We start from the raw sequence: 18,681 nt of genomic DNA, 5'->3' as shown, positions 1-18,681 counted from the left end.
TCTGCCTGACGCGCACGAAACTGCCCACAGTTTCGTGCGCGCCAGGCAGATACGCGCGCAGCAGGTGACACAACCACGAGGCGGAGCACGCGCGCCGCCCGATGCACACGACCCCGGCATAAGTTCCGGCCGCGCGCCTTTCAGGCCCGCGCGCACAAAACCGCTGGCAAGTCCGTGCGCGCCAGGCAAAAACGCGCGCCGCAGGCAGAGCGCCGCGGTGGTCAGCGGATGGCGATCGAGTCTGTCGTAGCGCTATGCGTTGGGTACGGTGCCCAGGGTGTTGGGGCGTTCTTGGGCACTACGACATAGTTCCTTCGATCAGGTCAAAACATACAGGCGTGCATGTATATTTCTGGCCGATCAGGAGAGGGAGATGTCGATGTTGATTGCTCCAGCCCGTCGGTGGACCAGGGCGCTTATCGGAGTTCTTGCGCTGCTTGGAGTTTCGCAGGTGGTGGTGGCGCCTGGGGTGCCCGCTGCGCCTGCGGGTGTTGCCGCGTGGACGGCGGTGCACGATGGGCCGCAGCAGTATCCGGGGATGCACATCGATTGGGATGTGCCGATCACCATGAGTGACGGGACGGTGCTGAAGGCGAATGTGTACCGGCCTGCGGACGCGAACGGTCCGGTCAGCACGCCGCTGCCGACGATCGTGAATCTGACGCCCTACACCAAGCTGTTGTCGATGATCGCGCAGACGGGGCTGTCGGTGCCGGTGTTATCCGACGCGATCGTCGGGTTCCTGCGGGACTTCGAGCTGCCCGGCACCCCGCTGGAGGCGCTGACCGATGCGACGCGGGTGGCCGGTGGTGGGTTCGGGCGGGCTTTTGCGGTGGACCCCAACCTGATTCGAAGCGGTTACACCCAGGTCGTGGTCGATGTCCGCGGAACCGGTTTCTCCCAAGGGATCTGGGAGCCGTGGGGGCCGAAGGATCAGCAGGACACCCCGGAGGTGATCGCCTGGGCGGCCGCGCAGCCGTGGTCGGACGGGAAGGTCGGGATGACCGGCGCCTCGTACTCCGCGATCAATCAGGTGCAGGCGGCCGAAAAGCAGCCGCCCGCACTGAAAGCCATCGTGCCGGTGGTGCCGGGCAACGACCTGGTACGCGACATGATCGCCCCCGGCGGAGCGGCCATCGGCATCCTGCTCCCCTACCTGCTCGCGGTGAATGTGGCCAAGTTCGTGCCGGATCTGGTGTCGCTGATGCAGGGCAAGTTCGACATGCAGTGGCTCGCCGACCGGCTGGCCAGTCCGATGTCGTTCATGGACGTCGGAATTCAGACGATGAGCACGGATTCGTTCGATGCGATCCAGCCGCAATTGCAGAGCGTTCTCGACCCCGACAGCCCGATTCGTCAAGCGTGGCTGGGGCATCCCGAGCGCATCACGGTACCGACGCTGGTGATCGGCGGCTGGCACGACAACTTCGCCAACGGTGAACCCCGGATCTACCAAGACATTCCGCTGCCGCCCGGGCAGAAGCAGCTGATCATGGGCAACAGCTACCACGTGAACGCGGGCTTCGACATGCGCGGCAAGGCCGGTGAACCGCCGCGCATCGATGTGTTGCAGCGCGCGTGGTTCGACAAGTGGCTCAAGGGAATCGACAACGGCATCGACGGATACGGGCCGGTGACGATGTGGCAGCAGGGTGCCGGCTGGACGAGCAACGACCAGTTCCCGCGGGCCGAGGCGAGCCATCGCCGGTTGTATCTGTCGGCCGCTCCGAGCGGCACCACGACCACCAGCGTGCACGACGGAACCCTCACGGCCGAGCCGACTTCCGAGCCGACCCGCCTCACCGTCGCGCCCGGTCTGGCCAGCCTCTGCTCGGCCGACGCCGTTCAAGGCACCGCGGGCATCCTCGTCTTCTCCGGCTGCGGCAAAGACGCCAGGGTGCAGGAACTCAGCGGGCTGACCTTCACCAGCCCCCCGGTGGCCGAGCCGACGACGATCTCCGGGCCGATCGCGGTGCACCTGAACACGGTGCACGACGCCACCGACGGCTACTGGACCGCCACACTGAATGATGTTGCCCCGGACGGCCGTTCGGTGACACTGACCACCGGCCAGCTGATGTCCTCGATGCGCGCCATCGACGACGCCAAGAGCCGCCGCTCCCCCGACGGCGCGTACACCGATCCCTTCCCGATGATGTCCCTCGCCGCTCGACAGCCCACCGTCCCCGGTCAGCCCACCCAACTCGACCTAGGCCTCGCCCCCACCGACGCGATACTGCAACCGGGACACCGGCTTCGGATCGACATCTTCGCAGGCAACTACCCCAAGGGCCTCCCCATCCGCCCACTACTGGACGCAACCGAACTCAAACCCCAGCACCTCCAACTGGACCCATCCGAACCCAGCTACGTCAACGTCCCCCTAGCCGGCACCCCCGGCTGGTAACCCCCACAGCCGCACCACTTCTGATTTCCCGCACCGAAAATTGCATGCGATTTTCGGTGCGGGAAATCAAGAGTGGTGCGGCTGTGCGGGCTAGGCGCTGATCGGGGCGGCGGTGACGCCGTAGCCGAGGTTGGTGAGGACCTCGGTGGTCGCCTTGGCGAAGTTCAGGGTGATGAAGTGCAGGCAGGGTGCGCCCTCGTCGATGAGCCGCTGGGCCATCTCCGTGGCGATCTCGATGCCGACCTCGCGCACCGCGGCGTGGTTGGCGTCCGGATCGTCGCCCGCGGCGTTGTTCAGCCGTTCCAAGACCGTGGCCGGCAGCGCGCGACCGCAGAGTTCCTCGGCGCGCGCGACCGTGCGCAGCGAGGTGATCGGCATCAGCTCGGGGATGATCGGCTTGGCGCCCTCGATCGGGTCGAACTCGGCGATCCGGTCGCGCAACCGCAGGTAGTGCTCGACGTCGAAGAACATCTGGGTGATCGAATACTCCGCGCCCGCACGCAGTTTCGCGGCCAGGTAGGCGGTGTCGGAGTCCAGATCGGGCGAGCGGTGGTGGCCCTGCGGGAACGAGGCGACGCCGACGTGGAAGTCGCCGAGATCGCGCACGATGCGCACCAACTCCTCGGCATACGCGACGCCCTCGGGATGCTGCTGCCATTCGCCGAGCGGATCGCCGGGCGGATCGCCGCGCAGCACCAGGATGTTGCGGATCCCCGAATCGGCGTAAGAGCCGACCAGCGAACGCAATTCGGACAGGCTGTGCTCCACGGCGGTGAGATGCGCCACCGGCAGCAGGGTCGTCTGCTGGGCCAGCTCGCCGGTGACCCGCACGGTGCGATCGCGGGTGGATCCGCCCGCGCCGTAGGTCATCGAGACGAACGCCGGATGCATCCGCTCGAATTGGCGCACGGCCCGCCACAACCGGGCCTCGTTGGCGGCGTCGCGCGGCGGATTGAACTCCACCGAGAACGGCACCGAGGTGCTGGAATGGGTCCGCAGACTCTGGACAACGGAAGGGGTGGCCGAGACGTCCGGCTGCGTCCGGGGCGGACCGCCTGGGGTCGAGGGTCCCCGCGCATTGTCGAAAGTCACCGGTTCAGTCTAGTGGTGAGGGGTGGCAGGCCCGAGGGGTCGTACCGACGAGTACGCGTATTCTTCGCAACAAAACCCGTGGCGCCACGCGCCCATCGCCCGCACGACCTTGGAGGCTCCCCTGTCCGCCGGATCCGGTATCCAGACGCCTCACCGCACCTCGGCGGCCGAGCTCATCGCACCGCAGCCGGGCACGCCGGCCTTCGTCGCCGCCGTGGAAGACGCGCTGACCAGGTTCTTCGCCACCCGGCGGGAGCTGGTCGAGCAGCTGGGCCCGGTCTTCGTGGAGGCCGCGGACGCGCTGGAACTGTTCGTGCTGCGCGGCGGCAAGCGCACCCGGCCCGCGTTCGCCTGGACCGGCTGGCTCGGCGCGGGCGGCGACGCCGACGGACCGGACGCCGACGCGGTGCTGACCGCCTGCTCGGCGCTCGAATTGGTGCAGGCCTGCGCGCTGATCCACGACGACATCATCGACTCCTCGCGCACCCGCCGCCGGTTCCCGACCGTGCACGTCGACTTCGAGCAGCGCCACCGCGACCGCGGCTGGACCGGCGACTCCGCGCACTTCGGCGCCAGCGTCGCGATCCTGGTCGGCGATCTGGCGCTGGCCTGGGCCGACGACATGGTGCACGCGTCCGGGCTGGATCCGGCGGCGATCGCCCGGTTCGCGCCGGTGTGGGCGGGCATGCGCACCGAGGTGCTCGGCGGGCAGCTGCTCGACATCCACGGCGAGGCCGGCGCGGACGAATCGGTCGAGGCCGCGCTGCGGATCAACCGGTACAAGACCGCCGCCTACACCGTCGAACGCCCGTTGCACCTGGGTGCGGCCATCGCCGACGCCGACCAGGGTCTGGTCGACGCCTACCGCCTGTTCGGCACCGATATCGGCATCGCCTTCCAGCTGCGTGACGATCTGCTGGGCGTATTCGGCGACCCGGCGGTGACCGGCAAGCCGTCCGGTGACGATCTGCGCGAGGGCAAGCGCACCGTGCTGCTCGCCGAGGCGCTGGCCAGGGCCGACGAGGCCGATCCGGCCGCGGCGAAGCTGCTGCGCACCAGCATCGGCACCGATCTGGACGCGGACGAGGTGGCGAAGCTGCGCGCCGTGATCACCGAACTCGGCGCGGTCGACGAGGTGGAGCGGCGGATCACCGAGCTCACCGAGGCCGGCCTGGCCGCGATCGAAACCAGCACGGCGACACCGGCTTCGAAAGAGCGGTTGCGCGCCATGGCATTGGCGGCGACCAAGCGCGCTGCGTGAGTGCGCATTCGGCGACGCGGGCCGCGAAAAGGGGAAGCTGAATGAAAGACGTTGCCGCACCGGCCGATCGCGCACCTATGCGGGACAGGTCAGTCACGCGCGTGCTGAAAACTGTTGCCGGGCCGACGGATCGGGTCGTTGTAGTCGGTGCCGGACTGGCCGGATTGTCCGCCGCGCTCTATCTCACCGGCGCGGGCCGCACAGTGACCCTGCTCGAACGAGCCGATCATCCGGGCGGACGAGTCGGGCGCTACCAGGGACCGGATTACGAGATCGATTCCGGCGCAACCGTGTTGACGCTGCCCGAGCTGATCACCGACGCGCTCGCCGCGGTCGGGCGGACACCGGAGACCTGTAAACCCGCGCTGCGCATCCAGCAACTCACCCCCAGCTATCACGCCGAGTTCGCCGACGGCGCGTCCCTGCGGGTGTTCGCCGACGCCGACGCGATGGCCGAGGAGGTCGCGCTGGTCTGCGGTCCGGCCGAGGCGCGGCGCTATCGACGGCTGCGGGACTGGCTGGCGCGGATCTACGCCGCCGAGTTCGGCGAGTTCATGGACACCAACTTCGATTCGCCCCTGGACATGGTTCGCGTGCCCGAAAAGCGCCGTGCCCTCCTGGATTTGGTGCGGCTCGGCGGATTCGGCAGGCTCGGTCCGCGGGTGCACCGGATCCTGCGGGATCCGCGGCTGGCCCGGTTGTTCACCTTCCAGGCGCTGTACGCAGGCCTGGCGCCCGCCGAGGCGCTGGCGGTGTACGGCGCGATCCCGCACATGGACACCTCGCTCGGCGTCTACTTCCCCGAAGGCGGGATGCGGGCCATCGCGGCGGCGATGGCCGAGGCGTTCACGGCCGCGGGCGGGACGCTGGAACTCGGCACCGAGGTGACCAGGGTGGACTACGCGGGGCGGCGAGCCGAGCGGGTGCGCACGGCCGACGGTCGCACGTTCGACTGCGATGCCCTGGTGCTGACCGCCGATATCGGATCCATCGAACGCTTCGGCGTGCGTCGCCGCCGCGGATTGCGGGCCGCGCCCTCCGCGGTCGTCGCGCACGGCACCGTCCCAGCCGAAGTAGCGCGCACATGGCCCGTCCAGGCGCATCACACGATCGAATTCGGCGACGCGTGGGACACGACGTTCAAGGAGATCGCGGGGCGCCGCGGTCGATTGATGAGCGACCCGTCGCTATTGCTCACTCGACCCGCCCTCACCGACCCCGGCCTGTTCATCACCCGCGCCGACGGACCGCACGAACCATTCTCGCTGCTGGCTCCCTGCCCCAATCTGGACGCCGCTCCCCTGGATTGGCCCCGGCTCGCGCCCGCATACCTGCGTGAACTGCTCGAAGTGCTGGAAAGCCGCGGTTACACCGGCATTGCCGAGCATTTCACCGTCGACCATCTGGACACGCCACAAACCTGGCTGGATCAAGGCATGCTGGCCGGTACCCCGTTCTCCGCGGCGCACCTCTTCCGGCAAACCGGACCATTTCGTTCGCGCAATTTTCCGCGCTCCAGCGACAATGTAGTTATCGCTGGTTGCGGCACCACGCCGGGCGTTGGGGTACCGACCACCCTGCTGTCCGGAAAACTGGCGGCAACCCGCATTACCGGCTAGCCGCACCCGCTCGAGATGAAACCGCGCGTACCAGCGAGATAGTGTTCCCGGCGACGCCGTAAACTAGGCGCCGACCTATTCACTCGCGGTTGCGACCGCTGACCATTCGGGGGGACCGACACCAGATGGCATCCCCCGAAACGCGCGCCGCAGAGGCCACCTTGACTGAAATCACCGGCCACGCACCGAACACCGCGGCGAAGCGCGAATCGGCCGCCGCCGAGGCACCCGGTGTGCGGTCCTGGATGCGCACCGTCGCGATCTTCCTGCGCAGCCCGGAAGGGCACTCGGCGCTGCTCGGTTTCTACGGCGCGATCATGATCACCTTCGGCGGCTTCGGCGCGGGCAGCACGCGCAAGCGCGACCCGATCCTCGAGGCGCTGCACCTGTCCTGGCTACGGTTCGGCCACGGCTACGCGCTGTCCACGATCGTCATCTGGATCGGCGTGCTGCTGATGATCACCGCGTGGGTGCGACTCGGCCGCACCACGATCGGCCGGGGCGATCGCCTCGACGCCGGCGTGACGCTGAACGAGTTACGGGCCATCGTCGTCATCTGGATCACGCCGCTGCTGTTCGCCGTGCCCATGTTCAGCCAGGACGTCTACTCGTACCTGGCGCAGGGCGCGCTGCTGCGCGATGGTTTCGATCCTTACGTCGTCGGACCGATCGCGAACCCCGGCGTGCTGCTCGACAACGTGAGCCCGGTGTGGAAGACCACCACCGCGCCCTACGGACCGATCTTCCTGCTGCTCGGCCGCGGGATCACCAGTATCACCGGGGACAACGTGGTCGCGGGAACCATCGCGATGCGCCTGGTCATGCTGCCCGGCCTCGCGCTGATGATGTGGGCGGTCCCCTACCTGACCAAACACCTCGGCGGCAAGCCGACCGTGGCGCTGTGGCTGGCGGTGCTCAACCCGCTGGTGCTGATCCACCTCTGGGGTGGCGTGCACAACGAGATGCTGATGGTCGGGCTGATGTGCGCCGGCATCGCGCTGGTGCTGGAACGCCATCACGTCGCGGGCATCGTGGTGGTCGCCATCGGAGTGGCGATCAAGGCGACGGCCGGTATCGCGCTGCCGTTCCTGGTGTGGATCTGGATGCTGCACGAACGCGAGAAGCGCGCCGCCCAGCGGGCCGGACGCGACCCGGCGAACCTCCCGGAGAGCGAGCGGCCGCACGATGCCGCCGAGCCGACCGAGGACATGCCGCACCCGGCGCTGATGTTCGCCAAGATCGCCGGACTCGGGCTCAGCGTGTTCGCGGCGGTGTTCGTGGCCGCCTCGGCCATCGCCGGTGTCGGCATCGGCTGGCTGACCGCGCTGTCCGGGTCGAAGAAGATCATCAACTGGCTCTCGCTGCCGACCATCATGATGCACGCGGTCGGCTGGTTCACCTCGCTCGATTCCGGCAAGGTGCTCACCGTGACCAGGGCGATGTGCGCCTTGGCGCTGGTCGTCGTGCTGGTGTGGGCCTGGTGGCGGTTCCGGCACAGCGAGCGTGAAGCGGTGTTCGGCATCCTGATCGCGTTCGTCGGGATCGTGATCCTGTCACCCGCCGCGCTGCCCTGGTACTACTCGTGGCCGCTGGCGCTGGCCGCCGGGTTCGCCTTGTCGACCACGACATTGATGGTGCTGGTCGGGTTGTGTACCTGGTTGATGCTGGTGTTCCAACCGGACGGATCGATCGGGCTCTACAGCTTCTGGCACGTCGCCCTGGCGACCTTCGCCGCCGTGGTGGCGGCAATGTCACTGCGCAAGGTGGACCCGCTGCGGTTGCGGGCCACGCCGCCGAACCTCGACGCGGCCACCGACGCCCGGCCATGATCGGCGATGCGCCGCGCGTCGCGGGGCAGGCAGAGTTGAGCGTCGCCTATCGCGAATGCAAGCGGATCGCGGCAGCCCATGGGCGCACGTATTTCCTTGCGACTCGGCTGCTTTCGGCCGAGCGGCGACCGGCGGTGCACGCGCTGTACGCATTCGCCCGGATGGTCGACGACATCGTGGACCATGCGGAAACCGATGTGGTGCAGCGTTATCCGGGTCAGGTGCGGGAGCTTTCCGAGCGCGATCGGCCCGACCCGCCCGGGCACGGCCCCGGCGATGAACTGGACCTGATCGAGAAGCAGCTGCGGATCGCGCTGGAGTCACCCGACGCCGCCTGGCCTCTCGGGAACTCCCTGCATGCCGCGAGCCAGGACCGTCGAGGCTTGGTCATGCTTGCGGTCGCCGACACTATTCGCCGCTATGACATTGCCGCCCAACATTTTTGGACATTCCTGGACTCGATGCGGATGGACGTTCCCGGCACTCCCCGCTTTCGCGATCGTTACGCGACGATGGCCGATCTGTGCGAGTACATGAGCGGCTCGGCTGCTGCCATCGGCCTGCAAGTTCTACCGGTGCTGGGCACCGTGGTGCCGATCGCGGAGGCGGAACCTGCTGCGGCGGCGCTCGGCGAGGCGTTCCAGCTGACCAACTTCCTGCGCGATGTCGCGGAAGACCTGGACCGCGGCCGGGTGTACCTACCCGCAGACGAGCTGGCCGCCTTCGGTGTCGACCACGACCTGCTCGTCCACTGCCACCGCACGCGCCGCACGGATCCGCGAGTCCGCCGAGCCCTCGCCCACCTGATCGCGATCAACCGCGACATCTACCGCCGCGCCGAACCCGGCATCGACCTGCTCGAACCACGAGTCCGCCCCGCCATCCGTACAGCGGCCGTCCTCTACGCAAGCATCCTCGACCGCATCGAGTCCACCGACTACGCAGTCTTCAGCCAGCGCGCAGTAGTCCCCCGCCACCAACGCCTAGGCGTAGCGGCGATCCAATTCACCACCGCAGCAGTACCCAACCGAAGGCCCTGACCTGACGTGCAGCTGGGATGCACTGTGCATCGACAGCTCAGAACGGATCTGCCGCGGCTCGGCGGATGACCTCGCGGGCCAGCGGGCCGTGCAGGGCGTCGACCGGCATGCCGGGGAGGCTGTCGTCCTCGGTGAAGATCCATTCCAGGATCTCCTCGTCGGTGTATTTGGCGTCCTTCATCACGGTGATCAGGCCGGGCAGGAACCTGACCACGCCGTCCTGATCGAAGAATCGTTCGGGGACGCTGACCACGCCGTCGCGGCGGACGGCGAGCAGTTGGTGGTCACGCAGCATCTGATGGACGCGGGTCACCACGAGCCCGAGTCTGTCGGCCACCTCGGGCAGCGGCAGCACAGCCACGGACTCCGGAAGGACATCATCACTGCAAGGAAATGCACTCACGCGGATAACGGTAGACGGTCACCCGCAGCAAGTCGTGAGACACCCGGGTGCGTTTGGTCGATACCATCGTGAGGGCCGCACGGGGCGGTCGATCGCTTGTGGGATCAACCGCGAGGGGTGAGAACTTTGTGAAAGCCGGAGGACATCAATTGATCGGCCAGATGCTGGAAGGGCGCTATCGCATCGATGCGCCGATCGCCCGCGGCGGCATGTCGATGGTCTTCCGGGGCGTCGACACCCGTCTGGATCGTCCGGTGGCGATCAAGGTGATGGACCCGAAATTCGCCGGTGACCCGCAGTTTCTCTCCCGATTCGAGTTCGAGGCGCGCGCGGTCGCCAAGCTCAAGCATTCGTCGCTGGTCGCGGTGTACGACCAGGGCGTGGACGGTGAGTATCCGTTCCTGATCATGGAGTTGGTCGAGGGCGGCACGCTGCGCGAGTTGTTGCGCGAGCGCGGCCCGATGCCGCCGCACGCGGTGCGCGCGGTGGCCGAACCGGTGCTCGCGGCGATCGGTGTCGCGCACGCGGCCGGACTGGTGCATCGCGACATCAAGCCGGAGAACGTGCTGATCTCCGACAACGGCGAGGTGAAGATCGCCGACTTCGGCCTGGTCCGCGCGGTGGCGGCGGCGAATACCACCTCGGCCAGCGTGATTCTCGGCACTGCCGCGTACCTGTCCCCCGAACAGGTGACCACCGGCACGGCCGACGCGCGCAGTGACGTCTATTCGTTCGGCGTGCTGATCTTCGAGCTGCTCACCGGGAAGGTGCCGTTCACCGGCGACACGTCGCTGTCGGTCGCGTATCAGCGGATCGAGAACGACGTGCCGAGCCCGAGCCGGTTCATCTCCGGGGTGCCGCAGGAGTTCGACGAGCTGGTCGCCAAGGCGACCGCGCGCGAACCCGCACACCGGTTCTCCGACGCGAACGAGATGGCGGCGGCGCTGCGGCAGATCGGCGCGAAGCTGAACCTGCCGCCGTATCGGGTGCCCGCGCCGCAGGAGTCGGCGGAGCATTTGAGTGCGAGCTATCGGATAGCGACGCCGGCCACCCAGCAGGCCGCGGCGGTGCCGGAGCCGTACACGCCGCCGACCGTGCAGCACACGAAGGTGGTCACCGCGCCGCGGCCCCGGGTCGACTACGGTCCGCCGGACGGCTACGAGCCGCCGCAGCAACCGGTGCGGCAGCAGCACGCGTCGTCGCCGTATCAGGCGTACGCCCCCGATCGGTCCAAGTCGCGCCGGACGACGTGGGTGTGGGTCGCCATTGTGGCGATCCTCACGCTGGTCGTCGGGGTCGGCGGTTGGTGGCTCGGAGTCGGCCGATATTCGCCGGTTCCGGCGATCGCCGGGATGGATTCCGATCGTGCGGTCGCGGCGCTGCGAGATGCCGGGTTCGAGACCGAGCTCCGGCAGAAGGCGTCGGACATCATTCCGGTCGGCGGTGTGGTCGGCAGCGATCCGTCCGCCGGCTCGCGGGTGACCAAGGGGTCGACGGTCGCGGTGCTGGTGTCCAGCGGTAAGCCGAAGGTGCCCGACGTGCAGCCCGGTGATCCGATCACGAAGGTGAACCAGCTGATTCGCGATGCCGGGTTGCAACCGGTGGATTCGGGTGAGATCGGCAACTCCGCGCCGAAAGGAACGCTGGCCAAGGTCGATCCGGGCCCCGGCGTCGTGCTGCCGACGGGCGGACAGGTAAAGGTCTACCGCAGCAAGGGTTCTCAGCCGGTGAAGGTGCCCGATGTGCGCGGAAAGACGACCGACGAGGCGACGAAGATCCTCACCGCCGCCGGTATTGCCGTGCGCGAGAACAGGTCTCAGTTCGACCGCACCATCGAAGCAGATAAGGCGATCGGGACCGATCCCGCCGCCGGCGCGACCGTTCAATCCGGCGACGGCGTCGCCTTGATCGTCTCCAACGCCCTGAAGATGCCCGACGTCCGCGGCTGGACCGTCGCCAACGCCCGGGCCAAGCTGCAATCGCTCGGCGTGCAGGTCGAGGTGAAACAGCTTGTCGCGAGCGACAGTTCACTCATCGTCTCGCAAACCCCGGCCGTCGGCGCCAACATCGAATCGGGCAACACGGTATCCCTGGTCGCCCTGCCTTAGGCACCGACCAAGAACGACCTCGCCGCACCACTCTTGATTTCCCGCACCGAAAATTGCATGCGATTTTCGGTGCGGGAAATCAGAAGTGGTGCGGCTGGGTGATGCTGCTGCCCGGAGGCGCACAGCGGGCCGTCGGCCGAGTCGTGCTCGGGCTGGTTAACGGCTACAAGGAGACTTGCGCGCTTCTGGGACCGAGCGGTGAAAACGCTGGGTCAGCGGAGCATTTCGGCGACCAGGAAGGCCAGCTCCAGCGACTGCTGGGTGTTCAGCCGCGGGTCGCAGGCGGTTTCGTAGCGGCCGGAGAGGTCCAGGTCGGAGATGTCCTGGGCGCCGCCGAGGCATTCGGTGACGTCTTCGCCGGTGAGCTCGATGTGCAGGCCGCCGGGGTGGGTGCCGAGGGCGTGGTGCACCTCGAAGAAGCCCTGGACCTCGTCGACGATGCGGTCGAAGTGGCGGGTCTTGAAACCGGTGGAGGCCTCGTGCGTGTTGCCGTGCATCGGGTCGCACTGCCAGATCACCTGGTGGCCGGTGGCCTGGACCTTCTCGATAATGCGCGGCAGCACGTCGCGGACCTTGCCGTTGCCCATGCGCGAGACGATGGTGAGCCGGCCGGGTTCGTTGTTCGGGTCGAGCCGCTCGACGTACTCCACGGCCATGTCGGGCGTGGTGGTCGGTCCGATCTTCAGGCCGATCGGGTTGGCCAGCAGTTCGGCGAGCGCGATGTGTGCGCCGTCGAGCTGCCTGGTCCGTTCGCCGATCCAGAGGAAGTGCGCGGACAGGTCGTAGAGCACCGGCTCGCCGGCGGCGTTCTCGCTCAGGCGCAGCATGGCGCGCTCATAGTCGAGGACGAGGGCCTCGTGGCTGGCGTAGATGCGGGCCGACTTCAGGCTCGGGTCGTTCACCCGACAGGCGGTCATGAACGCGAGGCCGCGGTCGATCTCCTCGGCCAGCGCCTCGTAGCGGGCGCCGGCGGGCGACTTGGCGACGAAGTCACGGTTCCAGTCGTGCACCTTGTGCAGGTCGGCCATGCCGGCGCCGGTCAGCGCGCGCACCAGGTTCATCGCGGCGCTGGCGTTGGCGTAGGCGCGGACCAGCCGGGACGGGTCGTGCTCGCGCTGTGCGGCGTCGGCGACCAGCGCGTTCACCATGTCGCCGCGGTAGGACTTCAGGCCGAGCGAATCGGTATCGGAGGAACGCGGTTTCGCGTACTGGCCGGCGATGCGCGCGACCTTGACCACCGGCAGGCTGGCGCCGTAGGTGAGCACGACGGCCATCTGCAGCAGGGTGCGGATGTTGCCGCGGATGTGCGGCTCGGTGTTGTCGGCGAACGTCTCGGCGCAGTCGCCGCCCTGCATGAGGAACGCCTCGCCGCGGGCCACCTCGGCGAGCTGCTCGCGCAGGTCCTCCACCTCGGCGGGCACGCAGATCGGCGGCACGCTCTCCAGCACGGTGCGCATCTGCGCGGCCTGTTCTGGATCCCACGACGGCTGCTGTAACGCGGGGCGGGCCAGCGCTTCGTCCAACCGCCTGCGCAACTCGGTAGGCAGCGGAGGCAGTTCCGGCAGGCGATCGATCGGTACGTCGACGGTCCAGTTCACTCGTTCAGAATACGGATGAGTCGGACGTCCGTGGTACCCACCATAGGGGTGTCTCCGGCCACCTCCCCGCGGATCCGAGCCCGGCTGCGAATCCGGCCCCTGTTCCGCTTAGGGTGATTGTTCGGAACGTACGCCTGATCGAACCGGCGCCATACCGAATTGCTGAGGAGTAGACCGATCTCGCTTCGATACTTTTACGACTGCGAATTCATCGAGGACGGGGTCGTCATCGACCTGGTCTCCATCGGTGTCGTGTGCGAGGACGGGCGCGAATATTACGCGGTGTCCACGGAATTCGATCCGGACAAGGCGGGCCCGTGGGTGCGCAGGCACGTGCTGCCGCAGCTGCCCTCGCCGTCCTCGCCGCTGTGGCGTAGCCGCAAGCAGATCCGCGACGACCTGTACAAGTTCCTGGTGCCGCGCTCATCGGTGGTGCCGGAGCTGTGGGCCTGGGTCGGCGCGTACGACCACGTGGCGCTGTGCCAGCTGTGGGGTTCCATGGTCGACCTGCCCACCATCTTCCCCCGCTACACCAACGAGCTGCGCCAGCACTGGGACGCGCACGGCCGCCCCGAGCTGCCCCCGGTCCCCCCGGACGCGCACGACGCGCTCGCCGACGCCCGGCACAACCTGGCCAAGTTCGAGGCCATCGAGGCGTCCCGCCGCAGCGCACCGCGTTTGTAGAAATCTGAATGCGAAGGCCCCGAGTCGAATTGGACTCGGGGCCTTCGCTTTCGCCAACGCGGCAACTGATTTCGCCGACGCCGGGCCGATCCGAAACGCAGAACCCGAACGCAAAGGCCCCGAGCCGGTTTCGACTCGGGGCCTTTGTGTTTCAGCTATCAGTGGTTGTGCTTGCCACCGAGTTCCTTCTCCTGACGCGCCTGCAACACCTTGAGCTGCTTGTGCTCTTCGGCGTGCTCGGTCTCGAAGTGCTGCTCGCTCTCCTGCCACGGGTCCGCCCGCAGGAAGCTGCCGGTGCCGGGCTTGCCGGCCGAGCCGAGCTTGCTCATCTTCTTCGGGACGGTCGCGCCCTGGTACTCCAGCGGGATCGGGTGGCCGTGGTCATCGACCGGGCCGAGCGGCTGGTGCACCTCGATGTACTCACCGTGCGGCAGGCGCTTGATCACGCCGGTCTCGATGCCGTGCTCGAGCACCGCCCGATCGCTGCGCTGCAGGCCGATGCAGAACCGGTAGGCGATGAAGTACGCCAGCGGCGGCACGACCAGGATGCCGATGCGGCCCATCCAGGTGGTCGCGTTCAACGAGATGTCGAACTTCAGCGCGACGATGTCGTTGACGCAGGACAGGGTCAGCACGACGTAGAAGCCGATCGACATGGCGCCGATCGCCGTGCGCACCGGCACGTCGCGCGGACGCTGCAGCAGGTTGTGCCCGGCGGTGTCGCCGGTCAGCCGCTTCTCGATCCACGGGTACATGATCAGCACGGTGAACACCAGGCCCATGATCAGCGCCACCCAGAACACGGCCGGAACCGTGTAGCGACCCAGGTAGAGCTCCCACGGCGGCATCAGACGCGCCAGGCCGTCGGTCCACATCATGTAGAAGTCCGGCTGCGAACCCGCGGAGACCTGAGACGGGTTGTAGGGACCCAGGTTCCAGATCGGGTTGATCTGGAACAGGCCGCCCATGATGCCGACGATGCCGAGGGTGAAGGCGAAGAACGCGCCCTGGTCCGCGGCGAACACCGGGATGATGCGCGCGCCGACCACGTTGTTCTCGGTGCGGCCCGGCCCGGGGAACTGGGTGTGCTTCTGGTACCAGACCAGCGCCACGTGGGCGGCGATCAGGGCCAGGATGATGCCGGGCAGCAGCAGCACGTGCGCGATGTAGAGGCGCGGGATGATGATCGTGCCGGGGAAGTCCCCGCCGAAGATCAGCCAGTGCATCCAGGTGCCGGCGATCGGGATACTCATCGTGATACCGCCGAACGCGGCCCGCAGGCCGGTGCCGGACAGCAGGTCGTCGGGCAGCGAGTAACCGAAGAAGCCCTCGAACATGGCCAGGATCAGCAGCAGCGAGCCGATCACCCAGTTCGCCTCACGCGGCTTGCGGAACGCGCCGGTGAAGAAGATGCGGAACAGGTGCACGATGATCGACGCCGCGAACAGCAGCGCCGCCCAGTGGTGCACCTGGCGGACGAACAGACCGCCACGCACCTCGAAGGTGATGTCGAGCGACGTCTCGTAGGCCCGCGACATGGTGACACCACGCAGCGGCTGGTACGAACCGTTGTAGACGACCTCGGTCATCGACGGATCGAAGAACAGGGTCAGGTAGACACCCGAGAGCAGCAGGATGATGAACGCGTACAGCGCGATCTCACCGAGCAGGAACGACCAGTGGGTCGGGAAGACCTTGTTGATCGACCGCTTCACGAACGCGGCGGCTTGGTACCGCTCGTCCATCTCGTTGGCCTGTGCGGCAGCAGAAGGACTCATGAACGACGCTCCCAATATGCCGGGCCGAGCGGCTCGATGAAGTCGCCGTTGGCGACCAGGTAGCCCTCGGAGTTGACGGTGATCGGCAGCTGCGGCAGTGCGCGAGCGGCGGGACCGAAGACCGGCTTACCCCATTCGGTCGCCAGGAACTGCGACTGGTGGCAGGGGCAGAGGATCTTGTTGGTCTGCGACTCGAACAGCGACGTCGGGCAACCGAGGTGGGTGCAGATCTTCGAGTAGGCGAAGTAGTCGCCGTAGTTGAAGCTCTCCTGGCCCTTACGCTTGATCGCCTTCTGCGCGTCTTCGGTGCGCAGGCGAATCATCATGACCGCGTTGCGGATACCGCGCAGCGACTGGAGCGTGGCGTGCTCGTCGCCGCGCCACTTCTCCTTCCAGGGGAACACCGTCTCCATGCCGCCCGCGTCCATGTCCTCGGGACGGACGAGCACGACGTCCTCCGGGCGACCGGTGTCGCGGCGGATGTAGATGGTCTCGCCCTCGAAGTCCGGGGTCCAGCCGGAGACCCACAGCGGCGACTTCTCCCGCTTGGCCCACGGGTTCTTCACCATGCCGCCGACGAACACCAGCAGCGCGCCGATGCCGAGCACACCGACGCCGGCGCCGGCCGTGCGGGTGATCAGCTTGCGGCGGGCCAGCGTGGAGGTCTCCAGCGCGTCGGTGAGCTCGGCGACCAGGGTGCGGCGCTCGACCTCGGGCGACGGGCCGTCGTGACGGTCCTGGATGGACAGCTCGGCGGGGATGAACATCTTGCGGATCAGCACCACCGCGACGCCGATGACCAGCACCGAGACACCGAAGGTGACACCGACCAGCGGGGTGAACAGCGAGTAGGCGGTGTGGCCTTCCTCGTCGGACGGCTTGAACTTCCACGGCCAGAACAGGTACACACCGACCAGCGCCGCCGCGGCGATGCCGGAGACGGCGAACCAGAACGCGACCGCGCGCTCGGCGCGCTTCTCGGCGCGGGTGCCCGGAACCGGGAACCGCTCGCGCCGGTAGGCGACGTCGACGCCGTCCCGCTCGGTGCCGAGCTTGACCAGCTCGTCGCGCGTCATCGCGTCGAGTTCGGCCTCGGTGTAGTCGCGCTTCACCGCGTGGCTATCGGACTCCGCCACCGCGTGGCCGTCGGAACCGGCGACCACCTCGTGGGATCCGTGGCCCGTGGATTCCTTCGACGGCTCGCCGCCGTCGTGGCCCTCATCCGGCCGACCCATGTCGTTTGGCTCCTTCTCGCTCATGACCGCGACCCGATCCAAATCGCGGCACCGACGACCGTCGTAATACCGATCACCCACATGACCAGGCCCTCGGTCGCGGGACCGAAGCCGCCGAGGTCCCAGCCGCCGGGGGCCTTCTCCTCTTTCGCGTTCATGACGTAGGCGACGATGTCGCGCTTCTCCTCCGGCGACAGCTGCCGGTCGGAGAACTTCGGCATGTTCTGCGGGCCGGTCATCATCGCGTCGTAGATCTGCTGCTCGGAGGCGGGCTCCAGCGGCGGGGCGAACTTACCGGAGGACAGCGCGCCGCCGCGCCCGGTGAAGTTGTGGCAGGACGCGCAGTTCATCCGGAACAGTTCCGAACCGCGGGCAATGTCGTCGCCGCGCAGCGACTCCTGCGCGATCTCGCCGTTCGCGTCGCGGACCACGGTGGGGCCGCCACCGTTGGCCGCCACGTACGCCATCAGCGCGTCGGTCTGGTGCTCGTCGAACTTCGGTGGCTTGCGCTGCGCCTGGGCCTCGTTGCGGGCCATCGGCATGCGACCGGAGGACACCTGGAAGTAGACGGCGGCCTCGCCGACGCCGATGAGGCTCGGGCCACGATCCTGGACACCCTGCAGGTTCGCACCGTGGCAGGTGATGCAGGAGGTGTCGTAGAGCTGGTTACCCTCGCGGATCAGCGCCGAGGAATCCTCGTTCGCGGTCGCCCGCTGCGGGTCCGGCGTCAAGGCCGCGGCCAGGAAGCCCGCACCGACGAGGCCCACCAACAGCGCGAGCCCGCCCGCGATGCGACGGCGAACGCGGCGCTGCCTGCGTGTCTTGCTGGCCTCGCCGTTCCCGTTGCTGGCGGGCTCTGGCGCTGACGGGGGAGATGAACTCATCTGTGTCCCTTTGGAGTAGACGGAACCGACGTGTGCAAAAGACTGGGGTATGCCCGGCTCAGCGGACGAAGTAGATCGTGGCGAACAGGCCGATCCAGACGATGTCGACGAAGTGCCAGTAGTACGAGACGACGATCGCGGCGGTGGCCTGCGCGGGGGTGAACTTACTGACCTTGGTGCGGATCAGCAGGAACACGAACGCGATCAGACCGCCGATGACATGCAAACCGTGGAAGCCGGTGGTGATGTAGAACACCGAGCCGTAGGCGCTGCTCGAGATCGAGGTGCCCTCTCCGACCAGTGCGTGGTACTCGGTGGCCTGACCGGCGACGAACATCGCGCCCATGATCAGGGTGATGACGTACCAGCGGCGCAGGCCGAACACGTCGCCTCGCTCTGCGGCGAACACACCCATCTGGCAGGTGAACGACGACGCGACCAGCACGGCGGTGACCGGCACGGCGAGCTTGAGGTTCAACTCGGTCGGTTCCGGCGGCCAGACGCCGTGCGCCTGTGCGCGCGCGACGAAATACATCGCGAAGAGGCCGGCGAAGAACATCAACTCGCTGGACAGCCAGATGATGGTACCGACGCTGACCATGTTGGGCCGATTCAGCGAGTGCACACGCTGGGTAATGGCCGATCCGGGGGTCCCTACTGCGGTCGTCACGGGGGTAAGTATGACTCGTCGTAGTACGACACAAGTACCCGGGTGCGAAACTTGTGTCCCCGTGTCGGAAAAC

General features: G+C 67.6%; 14 protein-coding genes. 7 read left to right on the top strand and 7 right to left on the bottom strand.

The window, feature by feature from the left end; translation table 11 throughout:
* The first annotated feature begins 379 nt into the window (after positions 1-379).
* A complete protein-coding gene (locus F3087_RS35690; protein WP_150406535.1) occupies positions 380-2,407 on the top strand; it encodes a CocE/NonD family hydrolase in 2,028 nt (675 codons plus the stop codon).
* A gap of 90 nt (positions 2,408-2,497) precedes the next feature.
* On the opposite strand, the gene F3087_RS35685 is transcribed toward F3087_RS35690, so the two are convergent.
* A complete protein-coding gene (locus F3087_RS35685) occupies positions 2,498-3,499 on the bottom strand; it encodes a methylenetetrahydrofolate reductase (protein ID WP_396897602.1) in 1,002 nt (333 codons plus the stop codon).
* 109 nt (positions 3,500-3,608) lie between these two features.
* Between F3087_RS35685 and F3087_RS35680 the strand changes: the two genes are divergently transcribed.
* The 4 genes from F3087_RS35680 (at position 3,609) to F3087_RS35665 (ending at position 9,248) form a co-directional block, all read left to right on the top strand.
* Positions 3,609-4,760 carry a polyprenyl synthetase family protein gene (locus tag F3087_RS35680; RefSeq protein WP_150406682.1) on the top strand — a complete coding sequence of 384 codons (1,152 nt, stop codon included), beginning with the start codon at positions 3,609-3,611 and terminating at the stop codon, positions 4,758-4,760.
* 77 nt (positions 4,761-4,837) lie between these two features.
* Entirely contained in the window at positions 4,838-6,379 is a 1,542-nt protein-coding gene (gene crtI, locus F3087_RS35675; RefSeq protein ID WP_150406681.1) for a phytoene desaturase family protein, read from the top strand.
* A 125-nt stretch (positions 6,380-6,504) separates the two neighbouring features.
* A complete protein-coding gene (locus tag F3087_RS35670) occupies positions 6,505-8,208 on the top strand; it encodes an alpha-(1->6)-mannopyranosyltransferase A (RefSeq protein ID WP_150406534.1) in 1,704 nt (567 codons plus the stop codon).
* A complete protein-coding gene (locus F3087_RS35665; RefSeq protein ID WP_150406533.1) occupies positions 8,205-9,248 on the top strand; it encodes a phytoene/squalene synthase family protein in 1,044 nt (347 codons plus the stop codon). Before F3087_RS35670 ends, F3087_RS35665 begins: the two co-directional genes overlap by 4 nt.
* A gap of 37 nt (positions 9,249-9,285) precedes the next feature.
* Here the strand turns inward: F3087_RS35665 and F3087_RS35660 are convergent, their stop codons facing one another.
* Entirely contained in the window at positions 9,286-9,651 is a 366-nt protein-coding gene (locus tag F3087_RS35660; protein ID WP_150406532.1) for an Rv2175c family DNA-binding protein, read from the bottom strand.
* 161 nt (positions 9,652-9,812) lie between these two features.
* On the opposite strand from F3087_RS35660, the gene pknB reads away from it, so the two are divergent.
* Positions 9,813-11,759: a Stk1 family PASTA domain-containing Ser/Thr kinase gene (gene pknB, locus F3087_RS35655; protein ID WP_150406680.1), complete on the top strand. Its 1,947-nt coding sequence runs from the start codon at positions 9,813-9,815 to the stop codon at positions 11,757-11,759.
* A 212-nt stretch (positions 11,760-11,971) separates the two neighbouring features.
* On the opposite strand, the gene F3087_RS35650 is transcribed toward pknB, so the two are convergent.
* On the bottom strand, positions 11,972-13,357 hold the full coding sequence (locus F3087_RS35650; RefSeq protein WP_150406531.1) for a class II 3-deoxy-7-phosphoheptulonate synthase: 1,386 nt from the start codon (positions 13,355-13,357) through the stop codon (positions 11,972-11,974).
* Positions 13,358-13,519: 162 nt separating this feature from the next.
* Between F3087_RS35650 and F3087_RS35645 the strand changes: the two genes are divergently transcribed.
* Entirely contained in the window at positions 13,520-14,041 is a 522-nt protein-coding gene (locus F3087_RS35645; RefSeq protein WP_223885609.1) for a polyadenylate-specific 3'-exoribonuclease AS, read from the top strand.
* Between the two features lie 158 nt (positions 14,042-14,199).
* On the opposite strand, the gene qcrB is transcribed toward F3087_RS35645, so the two are convergent.
* The 4 genes from qcrB to ctaE are packed head-to-tail and all read right to left on the bottom strand — an operon-like array spanning position 14,200 to position 18,608.
* Positions 14,200-15,819 carry a cytochrome bc1 complex cytochrome b subunit gene (qcrB, locus tag F3087_RS35640; protein ID WP_150406530.1) on the bottom strand — a complete coding sequence of 540 codons (1,620 nt, stop codon included), beginning with the start codon at positions 15,817-15,819 and terminating at the stop codon, positions 14,200-14,202.
* A complete protein-coding gene (gene qcrA / locus F3087_RS35635) occupies positions 15,816-17,054 on the bottom strand; it encodes a cytochrome bc1 complex Rieske iron-sulfur subunit (protein ID WP_150406529.1) in 1,239 nt (412 codons plus the stop codon). The genes qcrB and qcrA overlap by 4 nt, the downstream gene beginning before the upstream one ends.
* 20 nt (positions 17,055-17,074) lie before the next feature.
* The gene (qcrC, locus tag F3087_RS35630; protein WP_191094313.1) at positions 17,075-17,938 is read right to left on the bottom strand and encodes a cytochrome bc1 complex diheme cytochrome c subunit; all 864 of its coding nucleotides are present in this window, start codon (positions 17,936-17,938) and stop codon (positions 17,075-17,077) included.
* A 58-nt stretch (positions 17,939-17,996) separates the two neighbouring features.
* A complete protein-coding gene (gene ctaE / locus F3087_RS35625) occupies positions 17,997-18,608 on the bottom strand; it encodes an aa3-type cytochrome oxidase subunit III (protein WP_150406528.1) in 612 nt (203 codons plus the stop codon).
* Between the last annotated feature and the right edge of the window lie 73 nt (positions 18,609-18,681).

Source organism: Nocardia colli (assembly GCF_008704205.1).
Lineage (GTDB): Bacteria > Actinomycetota > Actinomycetes > Mycobacteriales > Mycobacteriaceae > Nocardia > Nocardia colli.
Note: the sequence above shows the minus strand (reverse complement) of the source record. Positions and strands in the feature narration are given on the sequence as shown.